11 protein-coding genes are annotated in these 18,016 nt (G+C 56.2%); 10 read left to right on the top strand and 1 reads right to left on the bottom strand.

What is annotated here, in order from left to right:
* Positions 1–109: 109 nt before the first annotated feature.
* The 5 genes from QC823_RS06135 to QC823_RS06120 all read left to right on the top strand — a co-directional run bounded on the left by QC823_RS06135 (position 110) and on the right by QC823_RS06120 (position 7,358).
* Positions 110–733 (top strand): hypothetical protein, encoded by a 624-nt coding sequence (locus tag QC823_RS06135; protein WP_309655477.1) that lies wholly within the window; start codon positions 110–112, stop codon positions 731–733.
* Positions 734–918: 185 nt separating this feature from the next.
* Positions 919–5,232: an EAL domain-containing protein gene (locus QC823_RS06130; RefSeq protein ID WP_309655476.1), complete on the top strand. Its 4,314-nt coding sequence runs from the start codon at positions 919–921 to the stop codon at positions 5,230–5,232.
* 49 nt (positions 5,233–5,281) lie between these two features.
* A complete protein-coding gene (locus QC823_RS16235; protein WP_422823599.1) occupies positions 5,282–5,386 on the top strand; it encodes a hypothetical protein in 105 nt (34 codons plus the stop codon).
* Positions 5,387–5,398: 12 nt separating this feature from the next.
* Complete coding sequence (locus tag QC823_RS06125; protein ID WP_309655475.1) at positions 5,399–6,781, top strand: GAF domain-containing protein; 1,383 nt, start codon at positions 5,399–5,401, stop codon at positions 6,779–6,781.
* A complete protein-coding gene (locus tag QC823_RS06120; RefSeq protein WP_309655474.1) occupies positions 6,768–7,358 on the top strand; it encodes a biliverdin-producing heme oxygenase in 591 nt (196 codons plus the stop codon). The genes QC823_RS06125 and QC823_RS06120 overlap by 14 nt, the downstream gene beginning before the upstream one ends.
* On the opposite strand, the gene QC823_RS06115 is transcribed toward QC823_RS06120, so the two are convergent.
* On the bottom strand, positions 7,330–9,501 hold the full coding sequence (locus tag QC823_RS06115) for a S9 family peptidase (RefSeq protein ID WP_309655473.1): 2,172 nt from the start codon (positions 9,499–9,501) through the stop codon (positions 7,330–7,332). The genes QC823_RS06120 and QC823_RS06115 overlap by 29 nt on opposite strands.
* 35 nt (positions 9,502–9,536) lie before the next feature.
* On the opposite strand from QC823_RS06115, the gene QC823_RS06110 reads away from it, so the two are divergent.
* The 5 genes from QC823_RS06110 (at position 9,537) to QC823_RS06090 (ending at position 17,997) form a co-directional block, all read left to right on the top strand.
* The gene (locus QC823_RS06110) at positions 9,537–9,974 is read left to right on the top strand and encodes a hypothetical protein (RefSeq protein ID WP_309655472.1); all 438 of its coding nucleotides are present in this window, start codon (positions 9,537–9,539) and stop codon (positions 9,972–9,974) included.
* A gap of 20 nt (positions 9,975–9,994) precedes the next feature.
* Positions 9,995–10,786, top strand: coding sequence for a class II glutamine amidotransferase (locus tag QC823_RS06105; RefSeq protein ID WP_309655471.1), 792 nt, complete (start codon positions 9,995–9,997; stop codon positions 10,784–10,786).
* A gap of 163 nt (positions 10,787–10,949) precedes the next feature.
* Positions 10,950–12,635 carry an AMP-binding protein gene (locus QC823_RS06100; RefSeq protein WP_309655470.1) on the top strand — a complete coding sequence of 562 codons (1,686 nt, stop codon included), beginning with the start codon at positions 10,950–10,952 and terminating at the stop codon, positions 12,633–12,635.
* Between the two features lie 110 nt (positions 12,636–12,745).
* Positions 12,746–16,732 (top strand): ATP-dependent RNA helicase HrpA, encoded by a 3,987-nt coding sequence (hrpA, locus tag QC823_RS06095; protein ID WP_422823598.1) that lies wholly within the window; start codon positions 12,746–12,748, stop codon positions 16,730–16,732.
* 143 nt (positions 16,733–16,875) lie between these two features.
* Complete coding sequence (locus tag QC823_RS06090) at positions 16,876–17,997, top strand: beta-ketoacyl-ACP synthase III (RefSeq protein WP_309655469.1); 1,122 nt, start codon at positions 16,876–16,878, stop codon at positions 17,995–17,997.
* Positions 17,998–18,016 lie beyond the last annotated feature (19 nt).

The raw sequence follows: 18,016 nt of genomic DNA, 5'->3' as shown, positions 1-18,016 counted from the left end.
AAATAGGGGTTAACAAACAAAGTCATTGGCTAAGACTATCGAATGGCCGTGCCCGGCGTTAACTTACGTTGAACAAAAAACCGCCGCATTCTGCGATTCAATTTTGTGAATGAATCGTCGTAGGGTTCAAGCGCACTTTAGTATTTTCATTCTGCTGTCAGCGCTGATTTTATATAGCGATTGGCGCGTGATTGTGATGGGCGGCGGGGTGATTGCGCTGCATCATGCGCTCTTTACCTGGTTGCAGCACTTAGGTTATGTCGACCTCTACAGCAGCATGATGGGCATGGGCGATGATGTTCACGGTATCGCAGAACTGCTGGCGTGTTTGCTCATGCATGGTGGGGCGGTGGTACAAGTGGTGATACTGGGGTATTTGGCCAAAGTGCTGGCCCGGATGGTGTCAGAGGGGCTACACGTTACCCGTTTTGCTCATGAAGCGGGTAGCGGTAAGTTGGATATGGCTTTCTCGGCGTCTGAGCAACGCCTTCCTGCGGTGGCCGCCGTGGCGATGATGCGTGACATGATGCAGCCGCTCAATGATCAGGCGAGCCAATTCGCCGAGATGTTAGTCGAAATTGACAACGCGTTAGACCTCTCGCGTGAAGCGGTGGATGAAGCCCACCAAGTGGCGAAGCAGCTTTCCGTCACCGCCGAAACACTGGTGCGCGCCGTGAGCGGATTCACGCTTCCCTCGGGATCGTCGCCTAATCGGCTATTGCTACCTTCCTAAAGGGTATGTCAATTTAGTTCATATAGTGTGCTTTGCCATACGCCCGCCTTTTTGCGGGCGTATGCAATTGGGGTGCTTGAAAACGTGTCTTATTGTGCACTGGCTAGGTAAACTGCCCTGCGAAGGCAGCTAATAATAAAACATGAGTGGCCGTCGAGCTGCGTTTACAACCTCAAGGATTGCTGATGAGTGTTCCGGTGCCGCCTATTGTGGTGGGAGTGGGGGCTTCCGCCGGTGGGCTAGAGGCGATAACCCAACTGATACGCCCCCTCGACCCTGAACTGCCGATTGCCTACGTTGTGCTACAGCACGTTTCGCCCGCGCATAAAAGCATGCTGGTGGATATTTTAAGTCGTGAAACGCGTTTGAAAGTAAGGCGCCTCACCTACCCGCAAACACCCGAAGCAGGGGTGATATACGTGGTGCCGGCCGATACCACTACGACAATAAAAAAAGGCGTATTGCATACGGCATCTAGCAAACCCCATGTGATGCCGAATCCTTCGATTAACGACTTTTTTATCTCGCTGGCAGCCGATGCCAAAGACGCCGCCGTAGGGGTTGTGCTCTCCGGAACTGGCTCAGACGGCACCGCCGGGCTACGGGAGATTTTAGCCGCGGGTGGCGTTACGTTTGTGCAAGCGCCCGAGTCGGCTAAGTATGCCGGTATGCCGCAATCCGCTTTGGATGCCGGCATGGGCGATTACGTGCTGGCACCTGACGACATCGCCCAGCGCTTGACTGAACTGGTGCGTGTGGAACAGGCCAATCTTGAGGAAAGCCAAACAGAGGTCTCCCAGCGACTGCTTGAGCTATTAAAGGAGCATCGTCAGTTAGATTTTTCCGGCTATAAACCGGGAACCCTAAACCGGCGCATTCGGCGCCGCTTGGTAGCCACTCAGCAAGTGGACATGGCGGAATACCTCAAATTAGTGGAAAGTAATTCTGCTGAACTCGACCTTTTAGCGCGGGATATTTTGATCTCCGTGACGGCGTTTTTCCGCGACAGGGAGGCGTTTGAGGCGCTAGAAAAAACCGCGCACGCGATTGTCAAAAAAGCCGACGGTAACGCCATTCGCGTTTGGGTGGCCGGCTGTGCCACGGGGGAAGAGGCCTACTCAATCGCTATTTTGTTGGCTGAGGCAAAACGCCAACAAGAAAGCCCCAGCATGGTGCAAATTTTTGCCACCGACATTGACGATAATGCGCTAGAGGTCGCGCGGCGGGGGCACTATGTAGGTCCGGCGCTTGAAACGCTGTCGCAGGCACTAATTAAGCGCTACTTTACGGCCACTGATTCCGGCTTTGAGGTGGGAAAAACGCTGCGCGATATGATTGTGTTTGCCAAGCACAATCTGGTGAGCGATCCGCCGTTTCTACGCTTAGATTTAGTGACTTGCCGTAACGTCTTAATTTACTTCGATAGCGAGCTGCAAGCCAAGGTGTTGCAGCGTTTTCACTTTGCTTTACTCCCTCACGGCGTGCTGTTTTTGGGCCGTTCTGAAAGTATTAGCCAAGCCGACTCACTTTTCACGCCGCTAAATCGGCGCGAGCGCGTCTTTTGTAAGCAAGGCGATAGCCACGAGCCTGCCCAGCAACGTCAGTCGCCGCTATCGTCAACGCCGCAGTGGATCGGCCATGAGCAAGATGAGCCGCCAAGAGAACCCGAGCCAGTGGCTGAGCAGGCCACGCATGACATCGCGCTTGACCCCTTGATGGAGCCACCTAGCCTTCCCGAGGGCGCCAGTGTCGAAGAAGAATTAGCCGCTACCCGTGAGCACTTGCAATCGTTAATTAAAGAGCTCGCAGGCGCTAACGAAGAAATGCAGTCGTTAAATGAAGAAGCGCAAGCCGCAAACGAAGAGCTTCAGGCCACCAACGAAGAGATGGAAGCCGCCAATGAAGAGTTGCAGGCGAGCAATGAAGAGCTGATCAGTCTCAACGATGAGTTTAGCGCTAAGTCCGCTGAACTCTCGGCGCTTAATGAAGAGTACATCTATCTTTACGACTCGCTAGAGTTCCCTTTACTGGTGTTTGATACTGACGGTTGCTTAAAGCGCTATAACGCTTCGGCCGCGCATTACTTTAATTTTCGTCCAACGGCGTTAAACCGCCCAGTGAGCGGATTGAGACTGCCAGAAGCACTCGGCGATCTGGGTGCGATCTTATCGCGTGTCATGAGCCAAGGCATGCCCGATGAGCAAACCGTGAAATGTGACGGTCGCTTGCTGCAACGGGTTGTCACCCCGGGGGTTAGCCGCGTGGGCAGCGTGGAGCTATTAGTCGTCACGCTGATGGACATCACGGATTTAAGTCAAACCCAGGCCAAGCTCAAACAGTTTGAAGCACAGCTGCACGCGCTGATGGAAAACACCACCATCATGCTAGCGCTAAAAGACTTAAACGGACGCTATACGTTTGCCAACCCACAGTTTCTTAAAGCGTTCGAGTTACAAGAAGAAGACCTCATTGGCAAGAACCCTTTCGAGGTGTTTCCTGAAGAGTACGCGGGCTCAGTCTGGACGCGGGATCTAGAGGCGCTGCGCTATCAGCAAATGGTGCAAGCCGAACACGCCCTCATCGATGAATGGGGCGTGCAGAAAATTTTTGCGACCACGCACCAGGTGCTACGTGATGCCCAAGGTCAACCGCAACTGATTTTGACCGAAGCGGAAAATATCACCAAGCGTAAGATTGCCGAGCGGGAAATGCAGGTAGCCGCCAAAGTCTACGAGCAAGCCGGTGAAGCGATTGTGGTGATTAACTCCCGTGGGCAGGTGCAATCGGTCAATGCCGCTTTCTCGCGGATTACTGGCTTTCTGGCGAATGAGGTTATGGATAAACCCGCCGCGCCGTTTTTATACGCGGAGCCCCATCATAGCGTACAAGGGAATTCTTTCAGCGACGTTCACGCGACCGATATGGGCCGACTTCAGCGCCGCGATATCAATCGTCACAGTGCTAGCCTTCAGACTGAAAATGCTAATGATCCGCACAGCTGCGATGTGATCTGGAGCGTGGTGGAGCAGCATGGCTTCTGGCAAGGAGAGGTGTGTAACCAGCGACGCGACGGTGAGCTTTTCTCTCAATGGCTAACGCTTAACTGTATTGAGCCAGACCGCTATGATGAGCAACTCTATGTGGCCGTGTTTTCCGATATTACCCACATTAAAGAGTCGCAGCGTCACGCTGAGTATTTAGCCACGCACGATGCTCTCACCGATTTACCTAATCGCACGTTGTTTCAAGACCGCTTGCAATTGGCGATTGCCAATGCTCGGCGCACTCAGCAGGTGAGCGCGCTGATGTTTTTGGATTTAGATAACTTCAAAACCATCAACGATACCCTCGGCCACGATGTGGGCGATGAGCTATTGATACAGGTGGCGGCGCGACTGCGGGAGTTAGTGCGTGAGCTAGATACGGTTGCTCGTCTGGGTGGCGATGAGTTCACCGTTATTTTGGTCGACACCACCATTGAGGGCGCTGAACAAGTAGCAAAACGCATTGTTGAATCGCTGGCTCGTCCGTTCGAGGTGCGCCGGCATTCGCTGTTTGTGACGGCGAGCATCGGCTTGGCGTTTTGCCCGGTGGATAGTGAAAATGCCGCCGGCTTGACGAAAGCCGCGGATACTGCGATGTACCGTGCTAAAGAGAACGGTCGCGACCGGTTTGAGGTATTTAAACCGGAGCTTCAAGAGCGGCTAATGCGAGACGTGGCAATTGAGCAGGGGTTGCGCGAAGGCATGGAGCACGGGCGCCTAACGCTAGTGTATCAGCCGAAGTTTGCAAGCGTTAACCCCAGCAAACTTGTAGGTGCGGAAGCGCTATTACGCTGGGAAGACCCCGAGCTTGGCAAAGTGAGCCCGGCGGATTTCATCCCTGTCGCGGAAGCCACCGGCTTGATTTTAGAGCTGGATCGCTACGTGGCGTTGATCTTGATACGTCAGCTTGCTGACTGGATTGCACAAGGGTTGGCGCCGATGCCTGTTGCCATGAACGTCTCCGCGCGCAGCTTTCAGGAGGAGCGTTTTGTCGCGCATTTGTTTACGCTTTTAAAGCAGTACCGCGTGCGGCATGAGTTAATTCAAGTCGAAATTACCGAAAGCACGTTGGTTGACCGCTCAAGCTCGGCGCTGGGCAATATTGAGAAGCTGCGTGACGCAGGTATTAAACTGGCGGTTGACGATTTTGGCACCGGCTACTCATCGCTTGCCTATTTAAAGCGGATGCCACTGGCGGAGCTAAAGATTGATAAAAGCTTTGTGGATGGCCTCGGTGGCGATGATGAAAGCGATCAAGCGATTTCGATGGCAATCCTTGGGATGGCAAAAGCACTTAAAATTCGCACCGTAGGCGAAGGCGTGGAAACCCAGGCGCAGCTGGCGTGGTTAGCCCGCAATGGCTGTGACTTTGTGCAAGGCTATCTGTTATCCCGCCCGCTGACCCTAGACGACTATACGCAATTAATCTCCAGCAGAAGTGGTGATAGCTCTTAATAATAAGTGGGGCCCAGCAGGTAGGAGGCGACACACAGGAGTGTTATGAATGGTTTATAGTCCCGGTTTTATTGCGCAATGCGAGCAAGAAAAATTACACCTTTCCGGTGCTATTCAGCCCCACGGCGTGCTGTTGGTGTGTGACCACCAATGAGTGGTTTCTCACGTGTCTGCCAACGTTGCGGATTGGCTAGGCGAAGACATGACGCCAGGGGGGCTGCTGGGGCAGCCGCTGCCGCATTTTTTGCAGGAGGTTGACGCCAGTGCGGCGAGCCTTGAACGCGGTGAGCGCTATATGGGGCAGTGCCATTTATCCGAGTATGAATTTGATGTCGTCGTCAGCGACAACGGCGAGCAGCGCCTCTTTGAGCTTTATCCGGTTCTGGCCCATGCCCGTCCACTCACGGCGCCGGTCTCGTCGCAGTCGCTACCCGAAGATAGCGCAGAGCTCGCCACACAGTGCGAACAGCTACTGCAAACGTTACAGGACATGAGCGGCTTTGACCGCGTGCTTTACTATCGCTTTTTGCCCGAAGGCGATGGTGAAGTGATGGCGGAAGTGGTGCGTGAGGCGAGCATGGGGCGCTACCTGGGGTTGCGTTTTCCGGCAAGCGATATTCCGCAAATTGCCCGCGAGCTTTACCTACAAAACCCGTGGCGCACCATTCCCCATGGCGAAGCAGAGCCGGTCGCGATTGTCAGCCGCGAAGAGGGTACCGTGCCTAACCTCTCGTGGGTCGACTTACGCAGCGCTTCGCCAATTCATGTGGAGTACATGACCAACATGGGCGTCAGCGCAGCGGTATCGCTGCCCATTGTGCTCGGTGGCGAGCTTGACGCACTGATTTCTTGCCACGCCGCGGCGCCGCGACAGCTGACCGTTAGCCAACTAAGCGCGATGCACGCCGAAGTCCATGCCTTTAATCTGCGCCTGCGCGATTATAAAGCGCGCCGGCGCTTGCAGGTATTCGAGGGTTTGCAGCACCATTTTAGGCAGGCACAGGACGTAATGGTGCGCCATGGCTCTTTGGAAGCTGCCTGGCCGGAGCTCAGTCAGTGGCTGCTGGACACGTTTCAGGCCGACGGCGTGTTGCTGCAAATCGGCGATACTTATTACACCCAAGGCAGTGTGTTGTCGACAGAGGCACTTGCCGTGCTGAAGGCGCAGGTTAGCCAGGAGGGCGATTCGGTATGGTTAAGCGAGCAACTCGCGCACGATTGCCCTCATCTCCCGTTAACGGCCGTCGCGGGTGTGGCCGTGGTCCGCGATCTTGCCCTTGACACGCACCACACCGCCGAGCTTTACCTATGCCGCGAAGAGTCGCTTTACCAAGTGACCTGGGGCGGCAGCCCGGATAAGCCGGTGGATTATCGTCAAGATGGGCGCGGAATTGCACCAAGGCGCTCGTTTGAAGCCTGGGTAGAGCAGCGTCTGGGGCATAGCCGGCCGTGGTCGCCTAGCGCTCGGCTTTACCTTTTCAAGCTGCGCGCCTTGCTAAAGCAAGCCAAGCGTCTATCCGAGGAAGAGGGTGCCCGTGGAAGCGAATGAGCTCGCGCGTTTTCTCAAACGCTACACGCGTCAAGCACACCATCGCGTCGATCAGCACCCGAAACTTAAGCCGCTGATGCAAGCCGAGCTTGATCTTGACCACTACGCCCGTGCGCTAGCCGCGCTTTATCCTGCCGTGAGCTGGCTTGAGCAATGGGTCACACAAGCGCTTGACGCCTTTGCGCTGGCCTACCCCGTGGTGCCGCGCGCCCCGCTATTAGCGGCCGATATCGCCGCCCTTGGATTGACGTCCTCTGGTAAAGCTGAAGCCTTTTTGTCGCCACCCATGATAGGCGTGCCGGCCACCAAAGCGCGTGTCTTGGGCGCGCTGTACGTCCTTGAGGGCTCGCGTTTAGGCGGTGATATGATCGCCCACCATGTCCATCAACGTTTGGGCAGTGCTGCCCCAATGCGCTTTTTTACGGCGCCACACCCGCTAGGCGACGACTTCTGGCAGGTGTTTTGGTGCTTTGCTGTTGCCAAATGCCCGCCCCACGAGTGGGGCTCAATGGGGGAGGGGGCGCTACACACCTTTGACACTTTTAACGCTATGCTAAGCCCAGCGCCCAGAGAATAAACGCATCCTGACGCGCGGCATCGCGCCACGCTTTAAACCGGCCAGAAGCCCCGCCGTGGCCGCTGTCCATATCGGTGTGAAGCAAGATGGGGGCGTTACCTTGCTGGCATTGGCTCACGCGGGCATAAAATTTTGCCGGCTCCCAGTAGCCCACCCGCGTATCAAACCAGTTTCCTTCGATCCAAAGCGCCGGGTAGGTTTGCGCGGTGACGTTATCCAGCGGCGAGTAGGCCGCCATGCGCTTGGCGACGTCGGGGTCTTCCGGGTTGCCCCATTCGCTGTACTCAGCCGTTGTGAGCGGAAGTTCTGGGTTTTGCATGGTGCGCAGCACGTCGAGAAACGGCACGTCTAACACCGCCGCGCAAAAAGCGTTTGGGGCGCGGTTGACGCAGGTGCCAATCAGCATACCGCCGGCGCTCGCGCCAACCGCCACGATGCGGCGCGCATCGCTTATGCCACTGTTAACAAGGGCATCGCGGGCGGCGAGAAAGTCGTGAAAGCTGTTTTCTTTATGCGCCATTTTGCCGTTTAAGTACCACGGCTCGCCGCGTTCACCGCCGCCGCGCACGTGCGCTACGGCAAAGACGACACCACGGGCGAGAAGCTCCAGCCGTGCAATCGAAAACCATGGGTCGAGTGGTTCACCGTAAGCGCCATAGCCATAAAGCAGCGTTGGCAGCGGCTGCCCGCTTTCAGCCCGGTTGGCGAGGTCCGCGCGCATGACGATGGATACCGGCACTTGCTCGCCGTCGGCGCTTTGCGCCCACATTTGTTGGCTGACAAGCTGCTCGGGCTGAAGGTCACCGTAAAGCGGCTGCGTTTTGACCACGCGACGCTCCCGGCTGGTTAAATCCAATTCCACCCAGCGTGGTGGCTGAGTAAATGATTCTTCACGCAGCCGAAGTGTCGTGGTGGCAAAGTGCGGGGCGTCTTCAAGAAGCTGCGAGCAGGGTGTCTCGGGAAGTGCTAAGTGTTCATCCAGTGTGACCTGGGGCATTTCACTTGGCGCGTCATCAAGCGCGTCATTCAGAACGAGTCGGCGCAAGTATACCTGCGCGTCTTGGTGGTCGCGCTCGGCAACGACCAACCCCCAAGCAAATGCATCGACGCCTTCCAGCGTGGCGTCTTGACGGTGGGCAATAAGCGTTTGCCAAGCGTTGCGGGCATCGATACCGCCCGCCAATGCGTCTGTCTCGGTAATGACATCAAGCTGAAAATGCGGTCCAGCGTGGTTATACAAGCGGTAGAAGGCTCCAGGGCGATGCTCGATGCTTGCTTCAACGCCGGGCTTTCTCGGGTGTAGGCACTTGAGCGTTGCCGCCGGTGTTTGGGCCGGCAGTGCGTGAATTTCGCTGGTATCTTTGGACGCTGACTCGATCAACAGCCATGCCTTTGAGCGTGTTTTGCCGATGCCCACCCAGAACTCAGCGTCTGGCTCAGAAAATACGCGCGAGGGCGTCTCGGCAGAAATAGTGCCATCGCGCCAAGAAAGCGGCAGCCGCCAAATGCTATCCGGGCGTTGGGTCGCATCAAACCGGGTAAAAAGTAGCGTGGCGCCATGGGCGGTTTGATCTTCTGTCCAGCACAGGCTCGGGCCGATATCGTTGAGCAGGCGTTGCGGCTCACCATCGGGCAAGCGCTTGAGCCACAGCGTAAAACGCTCATCGCCTTGGGTGTCTTCTGTCCAGGCGAGCCACTGTTCGTCGGGGGGCAGCGCCATATCACCAATGTCGAAAAAATCGTGCTCCGCGGCACGCTCGGGCAGGTCAAAAAAGCACTCACGGAGGCTCGGCTGGCCATTGGGGTAGCGCCACCAGCGGGGGTAGTCATCGTCAGCGCCCGTTTCACTGTAAAACGTAAAGTGGTCAAGGGCGGTCTCAAGGCCGGTGATGGCCAGCTCACGGCGCGCCAGATGGCCGTCATAGAGAGAGTTGGCTAGCGGTTCAAGCGGCGCAAACCACGCCGCGTGCTGCGTGTTGGCCGCCTCCAAAAACGCACGTACGTCAGGCGCTTCAGCGTTTTCAAGCCAGTGCCAGTGCGGATCATCGGCACGAAAGAAGCGGGTGACAGGCGAAAGGCTTGCGTTGCTTGGCTGTGCTTTGCTCAATTGATAGGTACCATTAACAAAATGAGTGTCGGGCATGTTCGCCCGCGTGAAACGTATTGTGTGAGGGTATTATGCTGTTTGCTGATTCAATGTCACTGCTTTGGTTAACCTATTACGGCGTTTCGCTGTTGGTGTTAGTGGCCGTTTACTTCGCGTTGGCGCTATTACCACGGTTGCCGCGTTTAGTGTTGACCTGGGGAATCGCCGGCGCCATGTGGGCACCAGCGCGGTTTCGTTTACCGCTGGTGGAAGAAGGCGAGTTTTATACCGGCTGGGCGCCGTCGGCAATGGTGGCAGCCATCGGTGTTATGGAAAGCAACGCCAGCGCGCTGCGCGCGGGGTTAATGTGGTTATTGATCGGCGTGGTCGTGGGTATTTTGATTGGCGTGGCGCTTTGGTGGTGGCGTCGCCCGGTAGCAAGCGAGCGTGAGGAGCAAGACAGTCATGCCGCGCCTGAGCCTCAAGCGACGCAGCACCACGCCACGCAGCGTCGCGAGCCGGTGCTCTAACACGCCAAAGGAGTGGCAGCATGTGCGAACTTTTGGGCATGAGCGCTAATGTGCCGACCGATATCTGCTTTAGCTTTGCCGGGTTTTTGCACCGCGGTGGCGGCACCGGCCCGCATCGCGATGGCTGGGGCATTGCGTTTTATGAAGAGGGCGGCTATCGCGAATTTCGCGATCCGCACCCTTCGGTGGACTCTCCTATCGCGCGGCTGATTTGCGACTACCCCATTAAATCCAATGTGGTGATCAGCCACATTCGGCAAGCCAATGTGGGTGGCGTGCGCTTGGCCAATACACACCCGTTTACCCGCGAAATGTGGGGTCGTCCTTGGTGCTATGCGCATAATGGTCAGCTCAGTGATTGGGAGGATTTGCCGCTGGAGACTTACACGCCAGTGGGGTCCACCGATAGCGAGCACGCGTTTTGCTTTTTGATGGGCGAGCTACGGCGGGTATTTCCCGAGCCGCCAGCGGATTCTACGCGCTTGTGGCGGCATCTTCATATTTTGTGTGAGCGCCTGCGGGGGCTCGGCGTCTTTAATTTACTGCTCTCCGATGGCGTGTACTTATACACCTTCTGTTCGACGAAGCTGGCACACATTACCCGCCGCGCACCTTTTGGCGAGGCGGAGCTTTCTGATGCGGAACTCACGGTGAATTTTGTTGAGCACACAACGCCCAACGATATTGTGTCGGTGATTGCGACCGAGCCGCTCACCCATAATGAAACTTGGCAGCACATGGCGCCAGGTGAGCTTTTGGTGTGGAAGGATGGTGAAATTCAAGACTGCTTTAGCGCCTTCCAACGTGATTAATGTGCTTTAACTAAAACAAAAGTTTCAAGCGATCGTTTTACAGTGTTGGTGGAGTCGTATATCGTTTAAGAAAAGGGTGTAAATGGTTCTAAAAGCGGTTCTAAGAACGGCTTAATAACAATAAGGTCGGTATCAGTATCGACCCCACTAGCGGAGATTACGGATGAGTGAGCATGCCAATACCCACGTAAACGAAGCGACGGTGCTTCAAGGCCCACCCCTTGAAGGGCTTGAGCAATATGATTCAGTGACGGACGTGTTTCACGCTGCCGTAAAGCGATTTTCTTCCAAACCGGCTTTTACCTGCATGGGGCAGACGCTTAGTTTTGCCGACCTTGACCGCTTATCGGGAGATTTTGCCGCTTGGCTTCAACATGAAACCGACCTTGAGCCGGGGGATCGTATCGCCATCCAGCTGCCTAATGTGTTGCAGTTTCCGGTGGCGGTGTTTGGTGCGCTTCGTGCGGGCCTTGTTGTTGTGAATACCAATCCGCTCTATACCGAGCGGGAAATGGCGCACCAGTTCAAAGATTCCAACGCCAAGGCAATTGTGATTTTGGCCAACATGGCCGATAAGTTAGAGCGTGTACTGGATAAAACTGACATTAAACACGTGCTGATCACCGAGCTTGCTGACCTTCACGGCGCCCCTAAACGCTGGTTGGTGAATGCCGTGGTGAAGCACGTGAAAAAAATGGTGCCGCCGTACTCGCTGCCTAGCGCGCTTTCATTTCGTGAGGCGCTAAAAAAAGGCGCGTCGCTTGAGCACCAGGATGTCCATCGCCATCAAGAAGATCTCGCCGCCCTGCAGTACACCGGTGGTACCACCGGCATGCCCAAAGGCGCAATGCTCACCCATCGCAACTTAGTGTCGAACATGCTGCAAGCGCGGGCGGCGATTGGCGGTAATCTCACCGACGGCGTGGAGCTTGTCGTTGCACCGTTGCCGGTTTATCACATTTACACGTTTACGGTGAACTGCCTGTTTTTGATGGAAACCGGTAACCACTCGTTGCTGATTACCAACCCGCGCGATTTAGATAGCTTCGTTAAAGAGCTGAAAGGGCTGCCGTTCACCGGGTTTATCGGCTTAAATACGCTGTTTAACGCTCTTTGCAACCGCGAGGACTTCAAACAGCTGGATTTCTCCAAGCTGCATCTCACGATCTCCGGCGGGATGGCGCTGACCAAAGCCGCGGCTAAGCGTTGGGAAGACATCACGGGGTGCCCCGTGGCCGAAGGTTACGGCCTGACGGAAACCTCGCCTATTGTCAGCTTTAACCCGAGTGACGCTATTCAGCTGGGTAGCATCGGCAAGCCGGTCGCGGGCACGCAAGTCAAAGGGGTAGACGTTGACGGTAACGACTTACCTCTCGGTGAGTCGGGTGAGCTGTGCGTGAAAGGCCCGCAGGTGATGAAAGGCTACTGGCAGCGCGAGGAAGAAACCCGCCATTCGATTGACGCCGATGGCTGGTTCCATACCGGCGATATTGCCGTGCTGCAAGAAGATGGCTATATCCGCATTGTCGATCGCAAGAAGGACATGATTCTGGTCTCGGGCTTTAACGTCTACCCCAACGAGGTCGAAGATGTGGTGGCGGCGCACCCGGATGTTTTGGAAAGCGCGGCCGTTGGCATTGCAGACGAAACCAGTGGAGAGGCGATTAAACTCTACGTGGTGGCCAAAAACGACCAGCTGGATGCGAAAACGCTACGCGACTGGTGCAAAAAAGAGCTGACGGGCTATAAAGTGCCGAAATTTGTGGAATTTCGTGATGAATTGCCTAAAACCAACGTGGGCAAAGTGCTCCGTCGGCATTTGCGCGATGAGGACAGCGCGTCACGCTAGGTTAGCCGCGACCCAAGCGAAAGCGTTACACTATGATGGCCCGCTCAAGTGAGCGGGCTGTATTGTTTTGGCAATAGCATAACCTGACCGGACAGGAATCAACGTCGATTGTGACCACTGACACGCCTTTACCCCAGAGCGACGAGAAGCGCCTTGAGCGTTTGCACCAGGCGACTGCTACGTTAATGCACCGCGATGCCGAAGCGCTAAATAAACGTTTGGTAGGACTTAAGCGGCGTTTGCGTGAGCAAAAGCCCATCGACCGCGGGCTGGATAACATTGAGCAGGAAGTGGCGCGCGCGCAAGGTGTGATCGAGCAGCGTAAACATCAGCGCGTCACGCTTAACTACCCCGCAGAACTTCCTGTGGTGGAGCGTCGCGAGGATATCCTTCATGCGCTGCGCGATCATCAAGTCGTGGTCGTGGCCGGTGAAACCGGTTCGGGTAAGACCACGCAGCTGCCCAAAATTTGTTTGGAACTTGGCCGTGGTCGGCGTGGGCTGATTGGTCATACTCAGCCGCGGCGGCTGGCCGCGCGCAGCGTTGCCACCCGTTTGGCAGAAGAGCTCGAAGTGCCGCTGGGCGAGCAGGTGGGCTATCAGGTGCGTTTCACCGACCAGAGCAATCAATCCACCCTGGTCAAGCTGATGACTGACGGTATTTTGCTGGCCGAAACCCAGCACGACCCGCTGCTGCTGCGTTATGACACGATCATCATTGACGAGGCGCACGAGCGCAGCCTCAATATTGATTTTCTCCTCGGCTACCTTAAACGCCTGCTACCTAAGCGCCCCGATCTCAAAGTGATCATCACCTCGGCGACCATCGACGTGGAGCGCTTTGCCGCGCACTTTGGCACGGCGAAAGCCCCTGCGCCGGTAGTGGAAGTCACCGGACGCACGTACCCTGTTGACGTGCAGTATCGGCCGTTGGTGCGCGACGGCGATGACGAAGAAGATCGCACGCTTCAAGAAGGGATTCTTCACGCAGTAGAGGAAATTGAGCAGATTGAACGCGCTAAAGGGTGGCTGCACGGCCCGCGCGATGTGCTTATCTTCCTGCCCGGCGAGCGGGAAATTCGTGAAACCGCCGATACACTGCGCCGCGCCGATCTTAACGGCACCGAGATTCTGCCGTTATATGCGCGCCTTTCCAACGCGGAGCAAAATCGCGTTTTCGCCCCACATAAAGGTCGGCGTATCGTGCTGGCCACCAATGTGGCGGAGACCTCGCTCACCGTGCCCGGTATTCGTTATGTTATCGACCCTGGGTTAGTGCGCATTAGCCGTTACAGCTACCGGTCCAAAATTCAGCGCCTGCCCGTTGAGCCGGTCAGTCAGGCAAGCGCCAACCAGCGCAAGGGCCGCTGCGGGCGTATCGCGGAAGGGGTGTGTATTCGCCTCTACGATGAAGACGACTTTCTCTCACGGCCTGAGTTTACCGACCCGGAAATCCAGCGGACCAATCTTGCCTCGGTGATTTTGTCGATGCTGGCGCTTAAGCTTGGCGATATCGAGGACTTTCCGTTCGTAGACCCGCCGGATAGCCGCTTCGTGAAAGATGGCTTTCGCTTATTGTTCGAGCTTGGCGCGGTGAGCGAAGCGCAGCGGCTGACAAAGCTTGGGCGTAAATTAGCGCGGCTACCGATCGACCCGCGTCTGGCGCGTATGGTGCTTGAAGGCGCTGAACGCGGAAGCTTACGCGAGGTGTTGGTGGTGGTGTCGGCGCTGGCGATTCAGGACCCCCGCGATCGCCCGACGGATAAACGTCAGGCAGCGGATCAAGCGCACCAGCGCTGGCACGATCCGGATTCCGATTTCGTCGCGCTGCTAAACCTCTGGCACGGCGTGGAAAACGCCCGCGAGGCGCTCTCAGGTAATCAACTGCGTCGTTGGTGCCGCGAGCACTATATTAATTACCTGCGCGTGCGTGAATGGCACGATACCTTCCGCCAACTGCGTCAACTGCTGCGCGATATGGAGATCGAGGTACCCGCGCCGTTGCCGCGCGATCCCGAACAGAGTGAAGAGCAAGCGCGCCAAGCGCGGCGCAAAACGTCCGGCAAACTGCATCAATCGCTGCTGTCTGGGCTGTTATCCCATTTAGGGCTTTTGACCGAAAACCGCGAATATCTCGGTGCGCGTAACCGCAAGTTTATGATTCACCCCGGCTCCGGGTTGGCCAAAAAATCACCCAAATGGGTGATGGCCTTCGAATTGGTTGAAACCTCGCGGATTTTTGCCCGTACCGTGGCCAAGATCGACCCCACTTGGATCGAGCCTCAGGCCCAACACTTGTTCAAGCGCAGCTATGCGGACCCGCACTGGGAAATGAAACGCGCCCAAGTGGTGGCCAAAGAGCAGGTGACGCTTTTTGGCTTGCCGATTGTGACCGGGCGCCGAGTGCACTACGGCCCTATTGCCCCCGAGGAATCCCGCGAGCTGTTTATCCGTCGCGCGTTGGTCGAAGGCGAGTTTCGCACCGAGGGTGAATTTTTCGCCCATAACCGCGCTCTGATCGATGAAGTGACCGACTTGGAAGACCGCGCGCGTAAGCGCGATATCTTGGTCGATGAAGAGACATTATTTGCCTTTTATGACGAGCGCATCCCGGCCGATATCGTGAACGGTAAAGGCTTTGAGCATTGGCGCAAACAGGTCGAGCGTGATGACCCCAATGCGTTAAAGCTCGACTTGGAAACGCTGAAAGCCCGCGATGCGACAGAAATCACCAAGACCCAATACCCCGATCATTTAACGCTGGGCGGGGTGAGCTACCCGCTGAGCTACCATTTTGCCCCAGGAGCAGAAGACGACGGCGTGACCATCACCGTGCCCGCGGCGATGCTGTCGCAGTTGCCCGTTCACGCGCTTGAGTGGTTGGTGCCGGGACTGTTGCGCGAGAAGTGCATTGCGCTAATGAAATCGCTGCCCAAATCGATCCGCCGTCAAGTGGTCCCCATACCCGATTGGGTCGATGCGGCCTTGGAGACGTTGGTAGCGGACGAGCGTCCTCTGACAGACGCGTTAGGGGAGTTTATTCGCCGCCGTACGGGTGTGCGCGTGCATCCCGATGATTGGCGTTGGGATCAGCTTGAGCCGCACTTGATTATGAACGTGCGGGTGGTCAATCACGCGGGTGAGGTACTAGGGCAAGGGCGCGATGCACGCGCGCTGGAAAAGCGTTTTGAAGAGGCGGCCAGTGCCGGTGCCCAAGCACTCGCCGCGCAGGCAAGCACAGCGCCCGCCGTGGCCGAGCTTCCCGATAAGCCGTTGCCCGAATCGAAAATTACCGAGCAGGCGGGTATTCGCGTGGAAGCGTACCCGGCGCTGGTGAGTGAAAATGATCAATTCAACGTAGCGCTCTTTGATCACCCCGCTAAAGCAGAGGCGGCCCACCGCGATGGGGTGGCGCGTTTGGCAATGGCAAAATGCCCCGATCAGGTGAAAGCCATCAAGCGGTTACGCGGCGTGGAAACCTGTGCGCTGCTGTTTGCCAAGGTGGGCAGTAAGCAGGCGTTAGTCGACGATTTAGTGCGGGCGACGTTTGCTCAAGTGGTGGCGGTGGATCCGTTGCCGCGCGCCTCACGTGAGCTCTCAGCGCGTCTTGAAGGCTGCCGCGACGCGCTTGTCCCTCATGCCGAGCAACTGCTTGCACAAGCCGATGCGGCGTTAAAGGCGCATTTAGATGTTAGCAAACAGCTAAAAGGGGAGCTGAATTTTGCCCTAGCGTTGACGTACAGCGACATTAAAGCGCAGATGCAACGCCTGGTGTACCCCGGTTTTATCAGTGATGCTGGTGAGTGGTTGGCCGAGTATCCGCGCTATATGCAGGCGGCGTTGATTCGGCTAGAAAAAGCCCCGCGCGAACGCGGGAGGGATCAGTTGTTGATGAGCGAGGTCCAAGCGCTAGAGGCGCGCTGGGAGGCTCGTCGTGAGTCCCAGCGGCGGGGAAATGTTGAAGACCCAGCGCTTGTCGCTTTTGGTTGGTGGCTTCAAGAACTCCGTGTTTCATTATTTGCCCAACAATTAGGTACCAAAATGCCGGTTTCGGTTAAGCGTTTGGAAAAACACTGGCAGTCGATAACCGATACCTAGTGAGGCTGGCGGGTAGGCTAAGGGGAAAGCACTAGCCAAACGCCCATGAAAAGCACACAGTGACGCTACCGGCGCGGCTGGTAACACAACATGAACTCGCTTAATCGCGAGAAAAGGCAGCATTGTGCCGAGAGGAGAATGGCATGACAGACGTGGTGATTACCGGTACGGGTCTTTATACACCGGAACACGCCATTGATAACGACGCATTGGTTGCGGCGTTCAATACATGGGTCGCGCAGGAGAATGCACGTAACGCCGAGGCGATTGCCGCGGGTGAATGCGAGCCGCTAGCTGACTCAAGCAGTGAATTCATTGAGAAAGCTTCCGGCATCAAAAGTCGTTACGTGCTTGATGCCGAAGGTATTTTGGATCCGCAGCGGATGCGCCCTAAGCTGCCAGAGCGACGTAATGATGAGCCTTCAATCCAGTGTGATATGGCGCTCAAGGCGGCGACGCAAGCCCTTCAAACCGCCGGGGTGGACGCGCAGGATATTGAGCTTGTCATTGTCGGTTGCTCCAATTTAGAGCGGGCCTATCCGGCGGTGGCCGTGGAGTTGCAGGATGCGCTGGGTGCGCAGGGGTACGGTTTTGACATGAACGTGGCCTGCAGCTCGGCGACGTTTGCGATCGAAACAGCAACCAATGCGATTGCCTCCGGCAGTGTAAAACGGGCGTTGGTGGTCAATCCCGAGATATGTTCGGCACATTTAAACTTTCGAGACCGTGACAGCCACTTTATTTTCGGCGATGCTTGTACGGCAGTGGTATTAGAAAGTAAGCACGTGGCGACAGCGTTAGAGCAGTATGAAGTATTAGGCACTAAGCTTGTCACGCGGTTTTCAAACGCCATCCGCAATAACGCGGGCTTTTTGAACCGCGTCACGGATAGCGATCCATTGGCCATTGATAAGCTATTTGTGCAAGAAGGTCGGCGGGTGTTCAAAGAGGTTTGCCCGTTGGTGGCGAAGCTGATTACCCAGCACCTAACGTCGCTAGCGCTTACCAGTGCTGATCTCAAGCGTATGTGGCTTCATCAAGCCAACCGCCATATGAATGATTTGATTGCACGTAAAGTGCTGGGCGTTGATCCAGATGAAATACAAGCGCCGATTATTCTTGATCGCTACGCGAATACGAGCTCGGCAGGCTCTATTATCGCGTTCCACCTGCACCGAGAGGGGCTTGTCAGTGGTGATATCGGCGTGATCTGCTCGTTTGGGGCGGGTTACAGTGCTGGGAGCATCATACTGCAGCGTGTGTAATCTGTTTGAGAGGACATTA

It is taken from the genome of Vreelandella vilamensis (genome assembly GCF_031451755.1).
Taxonomy (GTDB): Bacteria; Pseudomonadota; Gammaproteobacteria; order Pseudomonadales; family Halomonadaceae; genus Vreelandella; species Vreelandella vilamensis.
Note: the sequence above shows the minus strand (reverse complement) of the source record. Positions and strands in the feature narration are given on the sequence as shown.